This window comes from Fulvimarina thalattae (assembly GCF_040239565.1).
In the GTDB taxonomy this organism is placed as follows: Bacteria; Pseudomonadota; Alphaproteobacteria; order Rhizobiales; family Rhizobiaceae; genus Fulvimarina.
Window position 1 is genome coordinate 256,706 of the sequence record NZ_JBEHWS010000006.1, and the last position, 21,962, is coordinate 278,667.

19 protein-coding genes and 1 pseudogene are annotated in these 21,962 nt (G+C 62.9%); 10 read left to right on the forward strand and 10 right to left on the reverse strand.

The window, feature by feature from the left end:
* Nucleotides 1-9: 9 nt before the first annotated feature.
* Both ABRA89_RS10575 and ABRA89_RS10580 read right to left on the reverse strand, forming a co-directional pair.
* Nucleotides 10-1,368 (reverse strand): hypothetical protein, encoded by a 1,359-nt coding sequence (locus ABRA89_RS10575; RefSeq protein ID WP_349941425.1) that lies wholly within the window; start codon nt 1,366-1,368, stop codon nt 10-12.
* Between the two features lie 668 nt (nt 1,369-2,036).
* Entirely contained in the window at nt 2,037-3,113 is a 1,077-nt protein-coding gene (locus ABRA89_RS10580; protein ID WP_349941426.1) for a ribonuclease T2 family protein, read from the reverse strand.
* Nucleotides 3,114-3,361: 248 nt separating this feature from the next.
* On the opposite strand from ABRA89_RS10580, the gene ABRA89_RS10585 reads away from it, so the two are divergent.
* Nucleotides 3,362-3,565, forward strand: coding sequence for a hypothetical protein (locus ABRA89_RS10585; RefSeq protein ID WP_349941427.1), 204 nt, complete (start codon nt 3,362-3,364; stop codon nt 3,563-3,565).
* A gap of 84 nt (nt 3,566-3,649) precedes the next feature.
* Here the strand turns inward: ABRA89_RS10585 and ABRA89_RS10590 are convergent, their stop codons facing one another.
* On the reverse strand, nt 3,650-4,447 hold the full coding sequence (locus ABRA89_RS10590; RefSeq protein WP_349941428.1) for an SDR family NAD(P)-dependent oxidoreductase: 798 nt from the start codon (nt 4,445-4,447) through the stop codon (nt 3,650-3,652).
* Nucleotides 4,448-4,558: 111 nt separating this feature from the next.
* On the opposite strand from ABRA89_RS10590, the gene ABRA89_RS10595 reads away from it, so the two are divergent.
* The 4 genes from ABRA89_RS10595 to ABRA89_RS10610 all read left to right on the forward strand — a co-directional run bounded on the left by ABRA89_RS10595 (nt 4,559) and on the right by ABRA89_RS10610 (nt 9,489).
* A complete protein-coding gene (locus tag ABRA89_RS10595) occupies nt 4,559-5,308 on the forward strand; it encodes a 16S rRNA (uracil(1498)-N(3))-methyltransferase (RefSeq protein ID WP_463671278.1) in 750 nt (249 codons plus the stop codon).
* 127 nt (nt 5,309-5,435) lie between these two features.
* A complete protein-coding gene (locus ABRA89_RS10600) occupies nt 5,436-6,809 on the forward strand; it encodes a glutamate--cysteine ligase (protein WP_349941430.1) in 1,374 nt (457 codons plus the stop codon).
* Nucleotides 6,810-7,027: 218 nt separating this feature from the next.
* Nucleotides 7,028-8,011 (forward strand): hypothetical protein, encoded by a 984-nt coding sequence (locus tag ABRA89_RS10605; RefSeq protein ID WP_349941431.1) that lies wholly within the window; start codon nt 7,028-7,030, stop codon nt 8,009-8,011.
* A 119-nt stretch (nt 8,012-8,130) separates the two neighbouring features.
* On the forward strand, nt 8,131-9,489 hold the full coding sequence (locus tag ABRA89_RS10610) for a hemolysin family protein (RefSeq protein ID WP_349941432.1): 1,359 nt from the start codon (nt 8,131-8,133) through the stop codon (nt 9,487-9,489).
* 91 nt (nt 9,490-9,580) lie between these two features.
* Here ABRA89_RS10610 and ABRA89_RS10615 read toward each other — a convergent pair whose 3' ends face one another.
* Nucleotides 9,581-9,856, reverse strand: a complete 276-nt coding sequence (locus ABRA89_RS10615; protein WP_349941433.1) for a DUF1127 domain-containing protein — start codon at nt 9,854-9,856, stop codon at nt 9,581-9,583.
* Nucleotides 9,857-10,036: 180 nt separating this feature from the next.
* On the opposite strand from ABRA89_RS10615, the gene ABRA89_RS10620 reads away from it, so the two are divergent.
* The gene (locus tag ABRA89_RS10620) at nt 10,037-11,008 is read left to right on the forward strand and encodes a LysR family transcriptional regulator (protein ID WP_349941434.1); all 972 of its coding nucleotides are present in this window, start codon (nt 10,037-10,039) and stop codon (nt 11,006-11,008) included.
* A 100-nt stretch (nt 11,009-11,108) separates the two neighbouring features.
* Nucleotides 11,109-12,707: an exodeoxyribonuclease VII large subunit gene (gene xseA, locus ABRA89_RS10625; protein WP_349941435.1), complete on the forward strand. Its 1,599-nt coding sequence runs from the start codon at nt 11,109-11,111 to the stop codon at nt 12,705-12,707.
* On the opposite strand, the gene miaA is transcribed toward xseA, so the two are convergent.
* Nucleotides 12,704-13,768, reverse strand: coding sequence for a tRNA (adenosine(37)-N6)-dimethylallyltransferase MiaA (gene miaA, locus ABRA89_RS10630; protein ID WP_349941436.1), 1,065 nt, complete (start codon nt 13,766-13,768; stop codon nt 12,704-12,706). The two genes, xseA and miaA, sit on opposite strands and share 4 nt — an antisense overlap.
* On the opposite strand from miaA, the gene serB reads away from it, so the two are divergent.
* Together serB and ABRA89_RS10640 are read left to right on the forward strand one after the other, a co-directional pair.
* On the forward strand, nt 13,658-14,545 hold the full coding sequence (serB, locus tag ABRA89_RS10635; protein WP_349941437.1) for a phosphoserine phosphatase SerB: 888 nt from the start codon (nt 13,658-13,660) through the stop codon (nt 14,543-14,545). The genes miaA and serB overlap by 111 nt on opposite strands.
* Nucleotides 14,546-14,838: 293 nt before the next feature.
* Nucleotides 14,839-16,779 carry an alpha/beta hydrolase domain-containing protein gene (locus ABRA89_RS10640; RefSeq protein ID WP_349941438.1) on the forward strand — a complete coding sequence of 647 codons (1,941 nt, stop codon included), beginning with the start codon at nt 14,839-14,841 and terminating at the stop codon, nt 16,777-16,779.
* Nucleotides 16,780-16,904: 125 nt separating this feature from the next.
* Here ABRA89_RS10640 and ABRA89_RS10645 read toward each other — a convergent pair whose 3' ends face one another.
* The 4 genes from ABRA89_RS10645 to ABRA89_RS10660 form a co-directional block, all read right to left on the reverse strand.
* Entirely contained in the window at nt 16,905-17,390 is a 486-nt protein-coding gene (locus ABRA89_RS10645; protein WP_349941458.1) for a molybdenum cofactor biosynthesis protein MoaE, read from the reverse strand.
* A gap of 120 nt (nt 17,391-17,510) precedes the next feature.
* Complete coding sequence (moaD, locus tag ABRA89_RS10650; RefSeq protein WP_349941439.1) at nt 17,511-17,762, reverse strand: molybdopterin converting factor subunit 1; 252 nt, start codon at nt 17,760-17,762, stop codon at nt 17,511-17,513.
* Nucleotides 17,763-17,864: 102 nt separating this feature from the next.
* Nucleotides 17,865-18,266: a (R)-mandelonitrile lyase gene (locus tag ABRA89_RS10655; RefSeq protein ID WP_349941440.1), complete on the reverse strand. Its 402-nt coding sequence runs from the start codon at nt 18,264-18,266 to the stop codon at nt 17,865-17,867.
* Nucleotides 18,267-18,337: 71 nt separating this feature from the next.
* A complete protein-coding gene (locus ABRA89_RS10660; RefSeq protein ID WP_349941441.1) occupies nt 18,338-20,164 on the reverse strand; it encodes an aminopeptidase P family protein in 1,827 nt (608 codons plus the stop codon).
* Nucleotides 20,165-20,428: 264 nt separating this feature from the next.
* Here ABRA89_RS10660 and ABRA89_RS10665 point away from each other — a divergent pair, with 264 nt between their 5' ends.
* Nucleotides 20,429-20,632: a hypothetical protein gene (locus tag ABRA89_RS10665; protein WP_349941442.1), complete on the forward strand. Its 204-nt coding sequence runs from the start codon at nt 20,429-20,431 to the stop codon at nt 20,630-20,632.
* Nucleotides 20,633-20,911: 279 nt separating this feature from the next.
* Here ABRA89_RS10665 and ABRA89_RS10670 read toward each other — a convergent pair.
* A pseudogene (locus ABRA89_RS10670) lies at nt 20,912-21,838 on the reverse strand (transposase); the annotation flags it as partial.
* Nucleotides 21,839-21,962: the final 124 nt, after the last annotated feature.

The following is a 21,962-nucleotide window of genomic DNA, read 5'->3' on the forward strand; positions in this document are numbered from 1 at the left end:
CTTCAGCCGCTAGCGAGACGCGGTCTTCGGAAAGGGCGTCGGCCCGGCCGGATCGTTGCGCTGGACGATGTCGCGATCCTCGCTACCGGCCTTGGCATCCGGCATATCGGCGCGCGGCTCAGTGGGTCGTTCCGGTTCTCGTGGACGCTCGGCGGCCTGCTCCTCGGGCAACAAGTTGTCCTCGGCGGACCGGATGCGCTTCTGGATACGGATGGCGCGCATCAGATCGGCGGCCGACATGTCGCCGGTCTCCATCTCCTCGCCGTCTTCGCGCCGGATCACATCCTGAACGATGCAGAGGATGAAGATCAGAACCGCCGGCAGAAGGTCGATCGAGATCGCGCCCGCCCAGGAGGGCAGGAAGTCGAAGGCATAGCGGATGACGGCTTCAGGGGCAGACAGCGGGGTAAAGCGGAAGGGCTCGACATTGGGCCGCGCCAGAATTTCCTCGGCTGCGGCGACGAGCTGGGTGCTCTGGGCGCGCACGGCGTCCTCGACCCGGCTGACCACCTGACTCTGGCGCTGGCGAAGGCCCTCGTCTCCGCCATCTGCGACCGGCGCGATGAAGGAGCGGCCAAGATCCTCGGCGGCGCGCTTCACCGCCGGCGCGACGGAATTCTGCTGCAGACCGGTGATGATGCCGGAAAGCTGGACAGCCTCCTCTGCGAAGGCGTTCGCCCGGTCGGCGACCGGACCCTGACTCGAAACGAGCTGACGCATGGCGGAGAGCCGCGCGCCACCCTCGCTGAAGATCGTCGCCACCTGAGTGCGGCTCGCCTCGATCTCGCTCTGGAGCCCGGAGAGCTGGTTCGACATCTGCCTGAGAAGCTGGACAACGGTGCCGGAGCCGGAAGTTCCCGTCAGCGAGCCGGAGCGGGCCTCCTGGCCGGCGAGCGTATCGAAACGTTGGGCGGCGAGCTGGATGTCGGGCAGCAGGGACTGGGCGGCGAGCGCGTTCTCGTGCGCCTCGTTCAGCTTCTGCTGGTATTCCTCCGTGGTGACGGACAGATGCTGTTCGAGCGCCGCCGAGCCCGCCAGTGCAGAGGCATTCAGCCAGGACGACATGGCGATGATCATCAGCGAGCCGATCGCCATGGCGAGATAGAGCATGCGCCGGCTGCCGGGCTGGCGCACATGCGGCATGAACCGCATGAGATAGGACCAGAAGGCGTAGATCGCGACGGAGACCGCCGAGGAATAGACGATCGCGCCGAGGAAGACCGCCGTCGCGCTGCCATCGAGCAGTTCTCGCACGCCGAGATAGGTGTAGACGCCCGAGGCGAGGGCCAGAACGGCCAGCGTGATCTTGGTGGTGGTGTCGAGGCGCGTCTGCTGCCCGCGAAGTGTATAGGACTGCGATACGCTCATACGCTTACAACATCCTCGTACCGACCACCGCGGCGGCGATCGCTGGAGCTTTGCCGGTGCCTGTGTTATGCGCAGCGGCAACCTTCGGAACCGATGGCCTGTCGATCTTCGATAACCACGGGAACCATCGACGGGCTTAAGCGAAGATTAAGACTTTCGCATGGACCGATACAATGCGCAGCAGCCATAGCGGAGAAAGTTTCATCCGATAAGGTTATCGTCGCCGGGCATCACGCATGCAGCTGTTGGATGCGCGCTTCTCGGCCTGAAGCGTGGCCATTGGCCGGCTCCGGTCGATCGAAATAATCAATTTAATAGATATTTTCTATGGGCATATTGAGTTATGCAAAAATTGCATAGCTGCTTTCCGTGAATATGACTGGCGCTGCAGTGCAGCAAAGCCTATTTTTCCAACCAGTCGGGACGAAACGATTACCTCCTCCCAATCCGATCGAACCGACTGTTTCCTCCCAAGGGTTCTTTTCGAACCCTACTTTATTAGGCCGGGTTTTCGAACCCGGCTTTTTTTCTGCCGTTTGCGGCCGGCATTGCCGTGAAACAGTCTGTCACCAGCGAGCGAGGCCACTACGGCTTTCCGATCCGGTTGTCACGTAAAATATACGTGTTGAAACGTTCTTCACAAAATTTACGCGAAAGAACTGCACGCCCTACTGATCGCCGCTTCGGTCGACGATCCCCGACGGACACCCGCGCGGTACTGTCGAAGCGTTCATGATCAGCTCGCCGAGATCTCTCTCAGGCGTGATCTCGCCCCTTAGATTGATCTGAAGCTCATTGATGATGTCTCGACCGTCGTCGTCATTGCAATCGACCAGCACGCGCTTTCCGGAGCCGCGCCCAAAGGCATCGTCGAAAGCGGTGCGGATTTCATCATTGCTCAGTTCACTTCCGCGATTGCTGCGAAACAGCTTTCCAACAGGGGACGCATTGAGCTTATCCACGAGAGCGAGCGCATCGACGAAATACTCCTCGGCGGTCGCTCCGTAGCAGGTTCCGTGCTTGATCCATTCATGCTTGTGAAGATCGGCGATCATGCCGGGCATCGCCTCGGCCAGAACCCGTTCCGTCGCCATGGTGATGTCGGGCTCGGGCAGGTTTCGCCACTCGCCCTGCCGATCGGCGTAGATATCGCGGCGCGAGACGTCGCAATATTCGTTGTCGCGCGGCTGCGGCCATAGACCATGCAGCTTGAAGCCGTCCTCGAAGCCGCCAGACCGGCAATCCCGGCTGCGCGGACGGAGCTCGCAAAAGGCCGCATGCCAGTTCGCCGCGAGCACATAGGTGCCGTCGGGCGAACGCTGGTCGGATGACCCCGCAGGCTGGGAAGCCGAGCCGCCGAGGGCATAGGCGAGCGCGTTCGCGCCGCGCGGATCGGTGCCGGACCTCGCTTCGGGCTCACGCTCCGAAGATGCGTTTCCCGAGGTTTCGCTACCGGCCCCGCCACATCCCATCGCGACCCAACGTTCCCTGGGCTGCGCCTCCGGCATGCGGATGCGGTAGTGGGTTGGATCGTTCCCGTTGACGCCGATCATCTCGTAGACGGTTCCGGGAACAGTCGAGACATGACCGGGGTTGGTGCCCTTTCGGATCGACTGGAAGGCGGGGCAACTCTCGGACGCGACGAACCGGTCGCTCGCCACTCCTTGCGCGGCGGCACCCGAGACAAGCGCGAGCAGACCGGCGGCGAGGGTCGCGGAGACGGCGAGGCGGCGGATCGTCGGCACGGGAGGGCTCCGAAGAAGGCGGAAGAGATCGTCTGAAACGCCGGCCAGCCTAGCCGCGCCTCCCCGTGGCTTCAATGCGGGACGTCGCTAAAGGTGCGACGTTTCGAGCCTGTCGGTTCCGTCCTCGCGGGGGAACCGATCATCGCGCTCGGAATTTCCTCTATGATCTCATCAACTTGCAACGCGCCGTCTCGGTCATGATGCCGATCACGGGAGCAAGTGGTGCCAAGCTCGAAAGGAGAATTCCGATGCGAGCCAGAGATGACTCAGCATACGACGATGCGATGAACCCGCCCCCTCCAGAGACGGGCAGCGACAACACCCAAAAAGGCAGCGCCAAGCAGGAGCGCAACAAGGGTTATGAGGAAAGCGATATCGACGAGGCGCTGGACGAGACGTTCCCCGCCTCCGATCCGATCGCTCCGAGCCGGATTGATGGCCCCGGAAATTGATCGCATTGACCATCGAAACGAAGAAAGCGGCACCCGATCGGATGCCGCTTTCTTTCTGTCCTCAAAAGGAAGCGCCGGCCGACGTCAGTTCTGAACCGACTGAACCGCGCCGCCGTCGACCCGCAGGTTCGAGCCATTGATGAACGAGCCGCGCTCGGAGACAAGAAGCGCTATGGCCGCCGCGACTTCGTCCGCACGCCCGCGCCGCTTCTGAACGATGCCGGGACGCTCCTCGTCGAGGAAGGTCTCGACGGCCTTATCGAAGGAAACGCCCATTTCCTTCGCCCGCTTTTCCATCATGCCATCGGTCATTGCCGTCTCGATGAAAGCGGGTGCCACGGAATTGCAGAGGATGCCGTGCGCGGCCTCCTGATAGGAGAGGTTCTTCATGAAGGCCGCGAGCGCGGCCTTCGCGGTGTTATAGGTCGCCTCGTCCCAATAGGGCTGCACCGCGTTCTCCGACGTGATCGTCACGTAACGGCCCCAACCCTTCTCGCGCATCTTCGGGAAGGTCGCGCGGGCAATCTGGACAGCCGAAAGAAAGTCGATATCCCAGGCCTCGCGATAGTCCGCATCGGTCATCTCAAGTGGATGCCCCTTGGCGCCTGTGATGCCGGCCGTATGAACAACGATGTCGATCGTGCCGAATTTCTCGTAGGCCAGCTCGACCATGGCGTTGATGCTGTCCTGGTCCGTGCAGTCGGCCTTGAGGCAGATCGTTTCCGTCGGAAGGCTCTCGGCTTCTTTTTCCAGATCCTCGATCTTGAGGTCGGAAAGAACAAGTTTGACGCCTTCGTCGGCGAGGATCTTCGCCGTCTCATAGCCGATACCGCCGGTGGCGCCGGTGATGAGAGCGACGCGATCGCGAATCTTCAAGTCCATGGCAGCGTGTAATCCCTTATTGTAGTGGAGGTCGTTTTCGTCGATTGCGGTGACAACGGCGCCTTACGGCTTAAGTTGCGCTGCAAAAGATCCCGAACACTGCGTCAAATGATGCCGACCTACGATTTCAAAAGCCCCCGCCTCTTCGTCGAGGAGCCTCTCGCCGTCGACACACCCGTGCCTGCGAGCCCGGCCCAGACGAACTATCTCCTCAACGTTCTGAGGAAGGACGAGGGCGAGAGCGTCCTCCTCTTCAACGGCCGCGACGGCGAATGGCGCGCAGAGCTGCGCAAGGCGAGCAAGAAGAAGCTGGAGCTCGTTCCCGCCGAACAGGTGCGGTCTCAGACAGCGCCCTATGACCTCGTCTACTGCTTCGCGCCGCTGAAGGTGGGCCGGCTCGACTACATGGTACAGAAGGCGGTCGAAATGGGCGTCGGCACGCTCCAGCCGGTGCTGACCCATCACACGCAGAATCATCGCATCCGAATCGACAAGATGCAGGCGAATGCCATCGAGGCGGCCGAGCAATGCGGAATCCTGACCATTCCGGATTGCCGAAAGCCGATGAAGTTCGACGACTTTCTCCAGACTTGGGCGCCGTCCGTACCCCTCGTCTTCTGCGACGAAAAGATGGAGGCGGCGACACCCATCGAAGCGTTGCAAAGCTTGGGAAACGGCCCGAAAGGCCTGCTGATCGGCCCCGAAGGTGGATTCTCACCGGAGGAACGCGAAACGCTCCTCAAGGCCGATTGCACGACGACGATTTCCCTTGGCCCCCGTATCCTGCGCGCCGATACCGCGGCCGTTGCGGCGCTCACCATGGTGCAAGCGGTTTGCGGTGACTGGAAACCGGCCGCTTGATTTCCTACTGGTATGAACGGCGTGTCGCTTAGAACAGCGTCTTGCCGCGCAGCCTGACGGGCGCAAAAACGGTACCGGGCAGAATCGGGGAAACACCGATGCCCGCCTCAGACTGGAGAGGACTCCCATGGCCCGCGACACGAGCAATGCGACGCCGATCGGATCGATCGACGATCTGACCGCTTACCTCAAGGGCGGCGAAAAGCCGGCCAGCGACTTCCGGATCGGCACCGAACACGAGAAGTTCGCCTTCTATCTCGATGATCTGTCACCCGTTCCCTACGAGGGCGATCGGGGCATCGCGAAGATCCTCGAAGGCCTTCAGGCGCTGTCCGGCTGGGAGCCGATCCTCGACGACGGGCGGATCATCGGCCTCTTCAACGACGACGAAGGCGGCGCTATCTCTCTCGAGCCGGGCGGACAGTTCGAACTGTCCGGCGCGCCGCTTCAAACCATCCACGAGACCTGCCGGGAATCCAACAGGCATCTCGCCGAGGTGCGCTCCATCGCCAAGGAGCTCGGCATCGGCTTTCTCGGCATCGGCTCCTCGCCCACCTGGACGCTGGACGAGACGCCGATCATGCCGAAGTCGCGCTACGACATCATGCGCGCCTATATGCCGGAGGTCGGAACGCGCGGCCTCGACATGATGCTGCGCACGACGACGATCCAGGTCAATCTCGACTTCGCCGACGAAGCAGACATGCGCCGGAAGATGCAGATCGGCATGAAGCTCCAGCCGATCGCAACGGCGCTTTTTGCCAATTCCCCGTTCACCGAGGGCAAGCCGAACGGCCTCGTTTCCTGGCGTTCAGAGGTCTGGCACGACGTGGACAACAACCGCTCCGGCCTCCTGCCCTTCGTCTTCAAGGACGACTTTACCTATCGCGACTATGTCGAATGGGCGCTCGACGTCCCGATGTACTTCGTTTCGCGCGAAGGCCACTACAACCGCGCGACCGACGTCACCTTCCGCCAATTCCTCGACGGGGCGCTGAAGGGCCGGTTCGCGGACGCCGAGCCCAATATGGGCGACTGGACCAACCATCTCTCCACCCTCTTCCCGGATGTACGCCTCAAGCGCTTCATCGAAATGCGCGGGGCCGACGGCGGGCCTTGGCGGCGCATCTGCGCCCTTCCCGCCTTCTGGGTCGGCCTCCTCTATGCGCCGGGTGCGCTTAACAAGGTCGAGGAATTGACCCGCGATTTCACCTTCGAAGAAGTCTCGGAACTTCGCCAGCGCGTTCCGAAGGAAGGTTTCCGCACGCCGTTCCGGGACGGGACGGTTCTCGATCTCGCCCGTGAATGTGTCCGAATATCGCGGGAAGGCCTGATCGCCCGGGCGAACAGAAACGACGAAGGCAATGACGAAAGCTTTTTCCTCGCCCCGCTCGAAGAGGTCGTGGCGCGCGGAACCACATCGGCGGAAGAACTCGTCCGGCTTTACGAAGAGCAATGGGGCCGCTCGATGCAGCAGGTGTTCAAGAACCTCGTCTATTGAATTATCAGTGAAACGAACGAACAAGAACCGCGGCGCGAATTTTTCTTGAGCCCTGCCATTTCGGGCAGTGCCAAGAGGAAACGATTGTCTGACAAAGCTGTTATCCGCGCCGTTTCAACCGGTTCGATCGCCGAATTGGCCTTGCAGCCGCTTTGACAGAACCAATTTCATATGACGGGATAGGTAAAACGGCGCGAATGGGCGCGGGAGGCGACACGATGACCGATTTCTTCGACTGGCTGACGGCATCCGATTCCGGGCTGGCGGCGGATCGGCTCGCGAGCGCCTACAATCTCAGCCCCAGCGAATTGCAGGAAACCACCCAGGCGCTCGCCCCTGCCTTCTCGCTAGCCTTGATGCGCGCGATGTCGAACCCGACGACCGCCGCCAATGTCTCGCAGCAATTCGCGCCCTTTTTCGGCTCGATGGACGCGACCTCCCGTAGGACGGCAAACCGGCCGGAAGTGAAGAACCTTACCGAGAGCCTGTTTGGGTCGAACGCTCTCGTCGACGCCATTTCCCGTCAGGTCTCCTCGGTCACCGGCACGGCACCCGATACCGTGCAACCTTTGATGCGCAATCTCACGCTGATGGCGATGCAGACCATGATGCAGATGGTCGGAACGACGTATCTGCGTGGGCCCCGGAACGGCGAGTTCGATCCGACGGACGTGCCGGCAAACGTCGCCGACGTCATGCGTCGCAGTGCAAACGCGCTCGAAGCCTTTTCCCGCTCGCCAAACGAACCGCCCCCCCGGCGTACAGGATCGGACGGCATGAGCAATATGTTCGCGGACGCCTTCAAGGGCCCCCTGCCCTGGCTGCCGCCCATGCCCTTCATGGCCGCGAAGAACGCGATCGAGCCGAAAGAAGAAGAGCGTTCCAAGACGGTTGAGGACTCGGGCGGTGATATTCCGACGCTCCCCTTCCTCGCCATCTTCGAGGGCTTTTCCAAAGGTCTCGCGCACGAGCCGGTCAAATCGGAAAAGACGTGCGACGCGGATTCGGAGAGCGAAGTCGAACTGGGAAAGCCCGAGAGGGACGCAGATGCCGAAACCGAAACGCCGCCGCTCGCGCCGGACCCTGCTGGCTTCTCCCGGCTGATGGATGCCAGCGCCGAAATGCAGGCGGACTACATGAAGCGCATGACCGAACTGTTCGAGGCCAACCCCCTCAAGGACGACGAGGCGAAAAAAGACTGAACCTGCCGTGCTTTTGCGCTCGCGGAAAACCTCCGCAACGCTCGGCAGCCCTCGGCGTTAACCCGGATCGCCGCGGGAGACCGCAGAACCGTTTCGCTTTCCCGTCAGGTCTATAGCCCTTGCTGATTTTCAATGCCCTGATCGTCTTCGGACTGATCCTCCTCAATGGCTTCTTCGCCATGTCCGAGCTCGCCGTCGTATCGGCGAAGCGCTCGCGGCTCGAACAGCGCGCCAAACAGCGCAAGAGCGGCGCCAATGCCGCGCTGAAGCTTGTCGAAAACCCGACGACCTTTCTCTCCTCGGTTCAGATCGGCATCACCCTCGTCGGCATCTTCGCCGGCGCCTATGGCGGCTCGGTCTTCGCCGAGCCGCTGGCCGAAGTGCTTCGCGGCGTTCCGGTTCTCGCGCCTTTCGCCTACGACCTCGCCTTCGTCTCGGTCGTCGTCGTCATCACCTATCTTTCGCTGATCTTCGGCGAGCTCGCCCCCAAACGCCTCGCCCTTTCCAAGCCCGAAGCGGTCGCCTCCTTCGTCGCGCCGGCGATGCGCCTGGTCGCGCGCATCGGCGCGCCGATCGTCTGGCTTCTGGAGTTTTCCACCAAACTCGTGACCAAGCCTTTCGTCAACGACGACGACAAGGAGGAAGAGGTCACCGAGGAGGACGTCCGCTCGATGATCAAGGAGGGCACGCAGCTCGGCGTCTTCAAGGAAAAGGAGCGGGAGATGCTGGAAGGCGTCATCCGCATCGCCGACAGGAACGTCCGCTCGATCATGGTTCCGCGTCCCGATGTCGACTGGCTGAGCGTCCACGACAGCGAGGAGGAGAATTTCGAGGAGATCATCAAGACCGGACATTCTCGCTTCCCCGTGCTCGATACGGAGGAAGACACGATTGTCGGCATCGTCCAGACCAAGGATCTTTTCGAGCTCCAGCGCCGGGAAGGCCGGATGGACATCAAGACAGCGATGCGCAAGCCGCTCTACGTCAACGAGGCGATGCCGATCCTGAAACTGCTCGAAGCCTTCCGCAGTGCCAATCTCCACATCGCGGTCGTTCTCGACGAATATGGCTCCTTCGAGGGAATCGCGACGCCGCAGGACATTCTGACCGCCATTGCCGGCTCGCTGCCGGAGGGTGCCGAAGAGGACGTGTCCGCCTTTCGAAGGCAGGACGGGTCCTGGCTGGTCGACGGCTCCATGCCGGTCGACACCTTCGCTTACAAGCTGAAGACCATCGAATTTCCCGAAGACCGCGACTACGAGACCGTCGCCGGCTTCGTGCTGGAACAGATCGGTCACATCCCGGAAGTCGGCGAGATCTTCGAATGGGAAAACTATCAGGTCGAGGTCGTCGATCTCGACGGCCAACGCATTGACAAGCTGCTTTTCACGCAAATTCGCCCGAACCCGGGCGAAGAAGATGAGGATGAAGAAAATCAGCGCGAAGACGACGAGCCGGACGACCGGCACGAGGCGTGACCCGCCTATCCGTCAGCGATAAAAAAACGAAAGGCCGGAAGCACCGAACTCCCGGCCTTTTTCGATTTAAGCGAAGGTTCGTGGAAAACGATCAGGACCGTCGTGTGCCGCACGTGTTCTGGGCGGCCTTCATCGAAAGGAGATAGGTCGGATCACAGCGCCAGTCGCGGTTGAGCGCTTCATACACGTCGTCCCGTTTCAGACCGACATCGTTCAGAAGATAATCCGGGAGATCGGAGAGACGGCGGGCAGCGCGGCGATTGACCATCGTGACGGCAAAGGCGCGCAGGGCCGAGCCCGCAAGTCGGATGCCTTCGCCGAACGAATGGGTGAGGTGACCGGTGGTGGTTCTCTGGAAGATCGCCATGGCTTTGTGTCCTTTCTTGAAAGCCGTCGGGCGTGAGGAAAAAGAGAAGCGCCGAGCCGGGGGGGCTGCGAACGCTTCCAAGTTTCTTCCTGACGAAGCGACACATAACGATCGGCTATTGATCGATCCAACGAATGTTCGTAATCTCTGCCATCGCTTTTGCTGATGGAGCCCCGCCACATGACGTCCCCGATCGATCTGGAACAGCTGCGCACCTTCGTTGCGATCGTGGATGCGGGAAGTTTTACCAAGGCGGCAGAGGATGTGTTCAAGACCCAGTCCGCCGTCTCCATGCAGATGCGCCGGCTGGAAGATCGCCTCGAAACCAAGCTCTTCGAGCGCAACGGCCGGGCGATCGAGGTCACCGAAAGCGGCCGGCGGCTGCTCACCTATGCACGGCGTATGCTGACCCTCAGCCAGGAGACGCTTTCCGCCTTCGATGAGAACGCCATGCAGGGCGCGGTGCGCATTGGCCTGCCCGACGATTACGCCGAGCGCTTTCTGCCGGAGATTCTGGCGCGCTTTTCCCGCTCCAATCCGCTGGTCGAACTCTCGATCGCCTGCGAGCCCTCCTCCAATCTCGCCGATGCGATCGCCAAGGGCCGTCTCGACGTCGCCCTCGTCTCCGACTGCGGCACCGACGGAGCGAAGCTCGACGTGGTGCGACACGAGCCTTTGCATTTCGTGGCGTCGAGCGCTCACGAGGCTCATCTGAAGGACATCGTGCCCCTTGCGGTCGGACGTGCCGACTGCAAGTGGCGCCGCGACGGGATCGATGCGCTGGAGCGGGCGGGACGCAAGTACAACGTCCTCTTCAGTTCATGGTCGGCGCAGGTGCTGATCTCGGCCGTTCTCGCGGGGCTCGCGATCGGCGTTCTGCCCGAATGCGCGCTGAGGCCCGGTATGCGCGTCCTCGGCGAGCGAGACGGCTTCCCCAAGCTGGATCATACGGCGATCGGTATTCTTCGCTCCTCCAACGCGTCGGGGGCGATCGTCACGGCGCTGATCGAACATATTCGCGACAGCCTCGCGAACCTCGCGCCGGCCAATACGCCGGCCGCCCAGCCGGTCGCGCAGATCCACCATCTGCCGGAAACCCGGATCATCCGCTCGCAGCGCCGCAAGCCCGGCTCCGTCGCCGCCGGTTGGTGAGCGGCGCGGGCCTCAGGCCGCCTTTGTCGCTGCACCGGAAAGGCTATCGCTTGCCGCCCCAATGCTTGACTGAACGCTGTGAAGATGGCTCGGTCCTTCCATGAGCCTTCTCGATCAGGAACCCCAATCCAACGTCGCCGAATTCACCGTTTCGGAGATTTCGATCTCGCTGAAGCGCACGGTGGAGGACGCCTTCGGCCATGTGCGGGTGCGCGGTGAGGTGTCGGGCTATCGCGGACCCCATTCCTCGGGACATGCCTATTTCGCGCTTAAGGACGACAAGTCGCGGATCGACGCGGTGATCTGGCGCGGCAGCTTTTCCAAGCTCGCCTTCAAGCCCCAGGAGGGGCTTGAGATTATCGCGACAGGGCGGCTGACGACTTATCCCGGCTCGTCGAAATACCAGATCGTCATCGAGGACGTGAAACCGGCCGGCGCCGGCGCGCTGATGGCGCTTCTCGACGAACGTCGCCGCATGCTGGAAGCGGAGGGACTCTTCGCGCCCGATCGCAAGAAGCGCCTGCCCTTCCTGCCCCGCGTCATCGGTGTCGTCACCTCGCCGACGGGTGCCGTCATCCGCGATATCCGCCACCGGATCACCGATCGCTTTCCGGTCCATGTCCTCGTCTGGCCCGTGAAGGTTCAGGGCGAAGGCTCCGGAGACGCCGTGGCACGGGCAATCGCCGGCTTCAACGCACTTGAACCCGATGGGGCGATCCCGCGACCGGACGTGCTCATCGTCGCGCGCGGCGGGGGGAGCCTCGAAGATCTCTGGGGCTTCAACGACGAAGCGGTGGTCCGCGCGGCGGCCGATTCGGAGATTCCTCTCATCTCGGCCGTCGGGCACGAGACCGACTGGACGCTGATCGACCACGTCGCCGACCGGCGAGCACCGACCCCGACGGGGGCGGCCGAGATCGCCGTTCCCGTGCGCGCCGACCTTCTCGCGGATGTCGCGGCCTTCCATGCGCGGCAGGGCAATGCCATCTCCCGCCGGCTCGACCATGACCGCCGGCAGGTCGCCCAGACCGCGCGGGCGCTTCCCTCGCCGGATATGCTGCTGGCGCTCCCCCGTCGGCGGCTGGACGACGCGGCCTCCGGGCTCGGCTCGCAGTTCCTGCTCGTCGTCTCCGAGCGGCGGCAGACATTCGGCGCCGTCTCTGCGCGCCTCTCGCTCTCGACCCTCGAAGCGGCGGTCCGCGAAAAGCGCGGCGTCCTTCGCCATGCCGCGCTCGAAGCCGAACAGGCGATGGCCGGGCGGCTCTCGCGCCAGCGCCAGCTCTTCCAGCGGATCACCGCGAACCTCCAGCCGATTGGCCTCAAGGCACGCAGTGAGGCAGCCCGTCTGAAGCTCGATACGGTGAGCGAACGCTTCGATCGCGCCCGCACGCGGCTGACGGAGGATCGCCGTGAGCGTCTCCGCCAGACCTGGCGTGTCGCATCCGGCCTCGGCCCGAAGCGCGTGCTGGAGCGCGGCTATGCCATTATCCGCGGCGAGGATGACGCGCCGATCACCGATCCGGCGCTTCTGTCACCCGGCACGGCCTTTGCCGTCGAATTTGCCGGAGACCGCAGAGTCGGAGCCTTGGCCAGTGGAGACGCGACGCCAGGCGGCAAGCGACCCGCAGCGCCCCGCAAGCGCCGGAAATCGCCGGTTGCAGAGGCCGAAAAAGCGCAGGGCAGCCTGTTCGAAGGCTAGGTTTTTACCGCCTCAAGCATAGGCTTGGTTCGCGAGAGCGCTTCCGCAACGTCAGGGCAACGAAGCCAGCTGTCGTCGAACTGATGGCGGAACCAGGTCTCCTGGCGCTTGGCATATTGCCGGGTCCGCGTGATGGCGCGTTCGCGGGCCGCGTCGATCATAGCTTCGCCAGCCAGCACTCCCGATAGCTCTGTGAAGCCAATCGCCTTTTCGACGAAACGCCCCTCTTCAGGCCGTCTGGCAAGATAATCGCGCACCTCGTCCATCGCGCCGGCTTCCAGCATCTGGTCGAAACGCTTGGCGATCCGATCACGCAGAACCGCTCGATCCGGCGTCAGCACGATCTTCAGCGTGTTGTCTCCTTCGAGAATGCCCTCACCCCTGCCAGCCTGCAGCTCGCTCAGCGGCTTTCCCGTAGCCTCATAGATTTCCAGCGCGCGGACAATCCGCTGGCCGTCTTTCGGCTTCACCCGTTCCGCCGTCGCCGGATCGATGGACGAAAGCTTTTGGTGAAGCATCTCCGGTCCATCCTCCACCAGCCGCGCCCTCCATTTATCGCGAATGGCCGCAGGCACCTGTGGCATTGAATCAAGCAACCCCAGCAGTGCCTTGAAATAGAGCCCCGTGCCGCCGCAAAAGATCGGCATCCGGCTCTTTGCCCGGCATGCATCGAGAACAGTCGCAGCCTCGCGCACATAACGCCCCGCCGACATCGGCTCGTCGGCTGCAAGATGCCCATAGAGGGCATGGGGCACGGCCTCTTCATCCTGTTCGGTAGGTCGCGCCGTCAGGATCGGCAAATCGCGATAGACCTGTAGCGAATCGGCGTTGACGATCCACCCGTCGAGGCGCTGCGCCAGATCGAGAGCAAGGCGTGACTTGCCGCTCGCGGTCGGCCCGGCTATCAGGACGGCCTCTGGAACCTTGTCGGTCAGGATTTTCGCCTCTTCATGTTCGTCGCAACCCTGATCGCCCCGCCAAGTTCCGCCGGCCTGGAGACTGGGCTGATCGTGAAAATTGCCGACGTTCTCGGCTATGTCACTTCCGAAGACAAGCTGCACCCGACCCACGCCTCGGACCTCGTCCTAGACCGCGAGCCCCTGCCCGGCGCATGGGAGGCCGCCCGCCGTCTCGCCGCCAGCCAGCGTATCGATGCCGTGCTGCAGCCGACCGAAAACCGCCGGAAGTCGATCCTGATCGCCGACATGGACTCCACCATGATCGATCAGGAGTGCATCGACGAACTCGCCGCCGAGATCGGGGCGAAGGAAGCGGTCTCGCAGATCACCGCGCGGGCGATGAACGGCGAGATCGAGTTCGAATCCGCCCTTAGAGAGCGTGTGGCCCTCCTCAAGGGCCTGCCGACAAGCGTTATCGCAAAGGTTATCGAAGAGCGCATTACTTTCGCCGCCGGCGGCGAAACGCTGGTCGCGACCATGGTGGCAAACGATGGCTATGCGGCTCTGGTCTCCGGCGGCTTCACCGCGTTCACCGAGGTGATCGCTGGCAAGCTCGGCTTCGACGAGACCCGCGCCAACACCCTGCTGGAAGAAAACGGCACACTGACCGGCAAGGTCGCGGAACCCATCCTTGGATCGGATGCCAAGGTGGCTGCCCTCACCGAGATCGCCCAGATGCGCGGCTTCGACGTTCGCGATGCGGTTGCGGTCGGAGACGGCGCGAACGATCTCGGCATGATCCGCCTAGCCGGTGCCGGCGTCGCGCTCCACGCCAAGCCCTCGGTTGCAGCGAGCGCCGAACATCGCATCGATTTCGGCGACCTCACCGCGCTTCTTTATATGCAGGGCTATCGCGCAAACGAAATCGTCGATCGGTAAGCCTCCTTCGCTTCCTCCGACTCCGCCCCGAAGAAGCCCAGCCGACGGCTGAGATCATCCACGCGGCTCGAAACTTGGCGGCGGCAGCAAAAAAATTTGGCTCCGTTCAAACCGCTTTCCTGTTGTGGCTAGCTGCCGAAAATTGCAGACGAAATCGGTCGATCCGCTGCCCTCGTTTCCCCCGCCGGGTTAGCGTGATGTGGCCGTGGGTCGTATACAATCCATTGACATGTTAGCTGTCCACGCGCTCCAGTGCCTCGCAGGAAGCATCAGACTTCCGGGAGGAGGACCCTATGAATCGCACAGGATGGCTGCTCAGTGCGGCCATGATTTCGCTTGTTGCCGCGAGCGGCACGGACAGTCAGGCGCGTGTCGTCGGCTTCGAGGTCGAAAGTCGCGAAGCCGCCTATGAGGGCAAGAGCTTCGGCAAGACCGGAGCCTACGAGCGGATCGACGCAACGGCCCACCTCGCCATCGATCCGAAATCCGAGCGCGGCCAGACGATCGTCGATCTCGACAAAGCCCCGGTGAACGCGAACGGCGAGGTCGAATTCTCGACCAGGGTAACGATCCTCACTCCCACGGACGCCTCCAAGGGCTCCGGAACGATGTTCTACGAAGTCCCCAACAGAGGCCGCAATCTCAGCTTCGCGCTCCTGAACTTCGTGACGTCGGTGGAAGGGACATTCTCCGTCGATGATCCGGGCGACGGCTTTCTCATGTCGGAGGGCCATACCCTCGTCTGGAGCGGCTGGCAGACCGGGCTCGATGAAGGGTCGCTCCAGATGGAGCTGCCGGTGCTGCCCGAGGTGACCGGCCAGTCGCGCGAGGAGTTCATCTTCGACAAGGACGGCGAGACCCAGACCGTGTCGCTGACCTATCCGGCGGCAAGCACCGAGCCCGGCGAAGCGACGCTCACCGTTCGCGCCAAGCCGGGCGACGAGCGTTCAACGCCGGATGGCGTCTCCTTCCGCTATTTGGACGAGACCTCGATCGAGATCACGCGGCCGGAGAGCATGGACGACGGCGCGATCTACGAGTTCATCTATCCGGCAAAGGACGCGCTGCCCATGGGCCTTGCCTTCGTGGCGACGGCCGACGTCGTCTCGTTCCTGCGCGGCAATGGCGGCGGGGAGGTGGAGAACCCGATCTCGGGCATCAATCATACGATCGGCATGGGCATTTCCCAATCCGGCCGGTTCCTCCGCGACTTCATCTATCAGGGCTTCAATGCCGACGAGGGCGGTGCGCAGGTCTTCGACGGGGCGATGCCGCACATCGCCGGCTCGCGGAAGACCTTCACGAATTACAGCTTCGCCCAGCCGGGCCGCTATTCGCGCCAGCATGAGGATCACGATTATCCGGGAGACCAGTTCCCGTTCACATATGCCGAGACCAGCGATCCGCTGAGCGGCGAGAGCGGCAGCATCCTGACCGCCTGCGAGGAGACGGACACCTGCCCGTTGGTGATCCACACGGACACCTCCACCGAGTTCTGGCAGGCGCGGTCTTCGCTGGTCTCCACCTCTCCCTCCGGCGAAGCGCTGACCATGCCTGACGGTGTGCGGCTCTATTTCATCGCAGGCGCGCCGCACTTCAACGCGTGGGAGTCGAGCTCGAAGGAGAACGAGACCTGCGTTTACCCGTCCAACCCGGCGAGCGCCGCCCCCACCATGCGAGCCCTCGTCGCGAACATGGAGGCCTGGGTTACGGGCGGTGAGACGCCGCCGGACAGCGTCTTTCCCGGTCTTTCGGGCGACGATATCGTCGCGCCCGATGCGCTAGAGCTACCGGTGCTGGACGGCGAGAGGCCCAGCCCCATGCCCAACCCGCTGGCGGTGATGGACCATTCCAGCCTGCCGCCGAAGGCCGGCGAGACCTATGACGTCATGGTTCCGAAGACCGACGAGGACGGCCTGCCCATGGGCGGCGTCGAGGAGCCGGTGATCGCGGCCCCGATCGGCACCTATTGGGGCTGGAACCTGCGGGCGGAAGGCTTCGCCCCCGGCGATCTCTGCAGCCTGACGGGAAGTTTCGTGGCGTTTCCGAAGGAGGATGGTTCGAACTCCGACGCCCGCACGCCGCTCTCGGAACGCTATGCCGATGCGGACGCCTATCGGAGCGAGGCGCAGGCGGCAGCCGAAGCGCTCGTCGAAAAGCGCCTTATGCGCGCCGAGGATGTGGAAACCATCGTCGACAGTGCCACGGCCCGCTTCGAGACGGCTGTGCAATAAGGTCAGACGGAAAGCGCGCACTCTCCTGCCCCCGACGAGGGATGAGAGTGTGCACGCCCTACGCCAAATGTGACGTCAGCAATCGGCCGATGCCGCACCGTCCAGCAGGACGGCCGAGCAACGTGTCAAATCTTATGCCAACGATCCTCGGCCGCCTCGTCGGTCGCCTTTGACTCCACCCAGCCGCCGACGCTTCCGTCCTTCAGGTGCTCGCGCTTCCAGAAGGGGGCCTTGGTCTTCATGAAGTCCATGATGAAGGATGCCGCCTCGAAGGCCGCGCCGCGGTGTCTGGAGGAGCAGGCAACAAAGACGATCTCCTCGCCGGGCGCGATCTTGCCGTAGCGATGAGCCGCGCGCACCGCGATCAGCGGCCAGCGCTGGGCAGCCTCCTCGGCGATCTTGCGGATTTCCTGCTCGGCCATGCCCGGATAATGTTCGAGTTCCAGAGCCGAGAGACGGCCATCCTCGTCGCGGCAGAAACCTGAAAAGGTGACGAGCGCACCGGCATCGCTTTCACCGGAAAGCGCCATGGTCTCGGCCGCGATATCGATGCGCTCGGCAGAAACGGTCACCTTTGGAGCGATGGCTTTACGCGCTTCCGGCTCACGCATTTCCGCACCGGGCGCCAGTCCTTCCGGCCTCAGGGTCCTGGAGCCTTCGCTCCGGTCGTACATCGACGCAGCCATATCGCGATGAACGTCACGCGGGGTTTCCTCGTCGGCGCTCATCGGTCAGCCACCCGTCATCGGTGGGAACAGGGCGACTTCCTTCGCACCGGCGAGCGGCTCGGAATGGTCGACATGCTCCTGATCGATCGCGACCCGGATGATCTCCGGCGCCTGAAGCGCAAATTCGTAGTTCTCGCCGCGACCCTTCAGCCAGCCGAGGAGATCGGCGACCGTCACAACGCCGGCCGGCAGTGCGACTTCTTCATCCGCAACGCCGATGCGCTCGCGCACCCAGGCGAAATAGCTGAGCTTCATATCGATTGCCTCGAAACGTCGTGTTCTTTCGTTCCCCGAGAGATAGTCACCCGGGAAATGCCGGTAAAGCCATCCGTTGGTCCGGAGACGTTGAGCGGCGACTCAGTCCTCGCCCTCGTATTCGGCGTCGGTCACCTTTTCCAACCAGTCGATATGGCTGCCGTCGAGCCGCTCTTGCACGGCGATATGGGTCATCGCGCTGTCGCTCGTCGCGCCGTGCCAGTGCTTTTCGCCCGGCGCGAACATCACCACATCGCCAACTTGAACCTCTTCGATCTCGCCGCAATCGCGCTGAACGCGGCCCTTGCCTTCGGTGATGTAAAGCGTCTGGCCAAGCGGATGGGTGTGCCAAGCCGTGCGCGCGCCCGGTTGGAAGGTGACGCGGACGCCATTGACCCGGGCCGGATCCGGCGCCGCGAAGAGCCGCTCGATCTGAACGTCTCCGGTGAAATATTCCGTTGGCGCCGGATGAATGGACCGGTCTTCACCGCGCTGAATATCCATCTCTCGCTTCACTCCCTGAGCCGTGCCAATGCGGGGCGGCACCACTTCGTCTCAATGGATCAACTACTTGATCATATGAGCGGGCGCGTCGCTTCGGCAAGCCAACTCGCTTCCGCGGGATCGAGGAAGGGCGTGATCTCCTCGGCTACACGCGCGTGATAGGCGTCGAGCCAATCGCGTTCTTCCGGCACGAGGAGGGATGGATCGATCAGGCGGCGGTCGATCGGGCAGAGCGTCAGCGTCTCGAAGCCGAGCATCGGCGTTTCGCCGCCTGGGATCTCGGAAGGCGGCGTGACGAGAACGAGATTCTCGATGCGAATGCCGTATGCCCCTTCCTTGTAATAGCCCGGCTCGTTCGAAACGATCATGCCGGGCTCGAGCGCCACCATGCCCCGCCGCGAGATCGATTGGGGGCCCTCGTGCACCGCAAGGAAGGCGCCGACGCCATGGCCCGTGCCATGGGCATAGTCGACGCCGGCCTTCCACAATGCGGTGCGGGCGAGGACGTCGATATCGACGCCGCGCGAACCCTTGGGAAAGCGCGCGAGAGAAATGCCGATCATGCCCTTCAGGACCAGCGTGAACATGCGGCGCATCTCGTCCGTGGGCTCACCGACCGGCATCGTCCTGGTGATATCGGTCGTTCCATCGCGATATTGCCCGCCGGAGTCGAGCAGGAAGAGCTCGCCTGCCTGAAGCGCACGGTCGGACTCCGTGTTGACTCGGTAGTGGACGACGGCCCCATGGGGTCCGGAGCCTGAAATCGTGTCGAAGGAGATATCCTGAAGCGGCTGCCCCTCGGCTTCGCCGAAGCGGCGACGGCTTTCCTCCAGCGCCTTCGCGACTTCGATTTCGGTGATCGAGCCGGGCGCCTGCTGATCGAGCCATGCAAGAAAGGCAACCATTGCGGCCCCGTCGCGCCGGTGCGCTGCACGGCTGCCTGCGATCTCGGCTTCGTTCTTCTTCGCCCGCAGGGATTTCACCGGATCGTCCATCGCGACGACCGTGCCGCCGGCATCGGCCACGATCTCACCGATCGCCGCGACCGCCAGGGTCTTGTCGAGGCCGATCTGAGTCGCTTCCGACATGATGCGCAGCTCGTCCGCGAAGGCGTCGTAGGGTTTCACGGTCGCAACGGCTTCGAGGGCCGGGCGCGTCTCGTCGTCGAGCTTTTGCGGATCGATGAAGAGTGTCGCCTCTCCATCCTTCGTGACCGAAGCGAAGGAGAGAACGAGCGGCGTGTGCTCCACGTCCTTGCCGCGAATGTTGAAGAGCCACGAAACCGAGGCCGGGTCGGTTAACACGGTGAGATCGCATTTCGCCTTGCGAACGGCCTCGGCCACCTCCGCGATCTTGTCTGCCGCCGATTTACCGGCGAATTCGATCGGATGGAGCGCAACCGGCGAGCCAGAAGCGGCAGGCCTGTCCTCCCAAAGGAGGTCTACCGGGTTCTCGTCGAGCGTGACGAGCCGGCCCCGTTCAGCTTCAAGCACCTCCTTCAGGCGTTCGGCGCCCGAGATGGTCGTCAGCCAGGGATCGATACCGACGGCAAGGCCCTTCGCATACTCCTTGAGATATTCGTTGAGGGAGGTCTCCACCGAAGAGACTGGCTCGAACGCATTCGTATCGATCTGTTCACGCAGCTGGATTGTGTAGCGCCCATCGGAGAGAACCGCCGCGCGGTTCGGCAGCAAGACGGCGGTGCCGGCCGATCCCGTAAAGCCCGTCAGCCATTTGAGGCGCGCATCGCGCTCGGGGATGTATTCGTTCTGGTGCCGATCGGCTCGGGGCACGACGAAGCCGTCGACGCCCAGTGTTTTCAGGCGCGAACGCAGCCTTGCCAGCCGATCCGCGCTTTTCGAGGAGTCGCTGACCTCGTCGAAACTCTGAAACATCACCGGCTTCCCTCAATCCCCGTTTCTCGCAGTACAGAACCCGCTCCTTATCGCGTCCACGCGACCTGCGCGAGGGCAACGGACCCACCACGAAGCCCCCCGGACAGATCGAAAGCGGCTTATCAAAGCCTTAACACCCGTTCATTTTGCATTGCAGCAAATGCGAGGGAGCTATGCATACCGGTGCCTGCCAGACTCCGTCCGCATCCTCCATATTGTGTTGCAGGGAGACAGACAGCCAACGCTATCCAAAAGGGGAATACTGGCATGGCAACGAACAGCTACACCGATCTGTCCATGCGCAAGGCATCGCCGTCCAAGGGCGTTTTCCGCACTGCGCTCGACCGCATGATCGAGGCCCGCGAGCGTCAGGCTCGCGCCTATGTCCGCCACAACCTGGCCATCTACGGCCGGGACATCGACGAGATGAGCCGCAGCGCGCCGCACGATCCTTCGGGCCCGCGCCGCTAAGCGCAGACAGACACGACATATCAGCCAGGAATGCAAAGCCCGCGCGGGAATACCGGCGCGGGCTTTTCTGCATGGCTTTCGAGTTTAGACGGCGGCTTGCGACCCAGGCCGTGTCAAAACGTCGATCCGGGTTGTCGTTCGATGTTATGAGGCCGACCGGATTGCTGAGCGTCGAGAGATGGCGCTTTGATGGCTCCGTTGTCCGATATTTCCGGGACAAATTGATCGGGGGCAATCCTGCTCCTGTTGTTTTGACCGTGGCACCGGCACAGGGCCTTATCAGCCCGTGATGGCGGCGAGGAGCTTCCTGCTTCCCATGATGTTGAGGACGCGGGTCAGATTGTAGGCAAGCACCTGAAGCGCCATCTCGGTTGATACGCGCGGCAGCGTCCGGGTCAGGAAGTGGGTCGCCCCCATCCGCGCCTTCAGGGTGCCGAAGGGATGCTCCACCGTCTCGCGCCGCACCCGCATGGCCTGCGGGTCGGCGTCCAGCCGGCGCTGGACGGTCTCCAGGACGTCCTCGTGCTCCCAGCGCGTCACGCGTCGCTCTTTGCCCGTGGTGCAGTCCGCCTTCAGCGGACAGGCCCGGCAGGCGTTTGTCCAGTAGCGGCTGAGCGTCAGACCGTTTTCCACCGTCGTATAGCGATAGGCGAGCGTCTGTCCCGCCGGACAGCGATAGGCGTTCTCCTTGCGGATGTAGAGAAAATCCTCTTTGCCGAAGCGGCCTGCCGCCTTGGCTCCCGATGTCATGGGACGAGGCAGGGTGACGGCGATGCCAGCGTTCTCGCAAGCCAGGATCTCCTCACCGGAATAGTAACCCCGGTCAGCCACCGCATCGAGCCGATCGACCTGGAGCGCTTGCCTGGCCTTATCGGCCATGCCGCTGAGTTGAGCCCGGTCCGATCCGACATTGGTGACCTCGTGAGCGACGATCAGATGATGCTCGGTCTCCACCGCCACCTGGACGTTGTAGCCGACCATGCCCGAGCCGCGCCCGCTGGTCGCCATCGAGCGGGCGTCGGGATCGGTCAGCGAAACCTGCCGGTCCGGTGCCGCCGCCATCTGCGCTTCCAGGCCAGCAAGGCGCTCCATCTCCTGTCCAAGACGGGCAATCTTCTCCTTCAGCCGAACGACCTTGGCAGCAAGCTCCGGCGTCGGCTCCTGGCGGTCGACCGTGTCGAGCTGGGCGAGGTAACGCGATACGCTCCCTGATTTCCAGCGCGAAGTGCAACACCCCAGAGCCGATGTATGATCGGCTCGGTTGTCCAGACCAATTGGAGTGTTGCGTTGCCATCCTACGTCCATCTTTCATCTCTCGAAAGAGAACAGA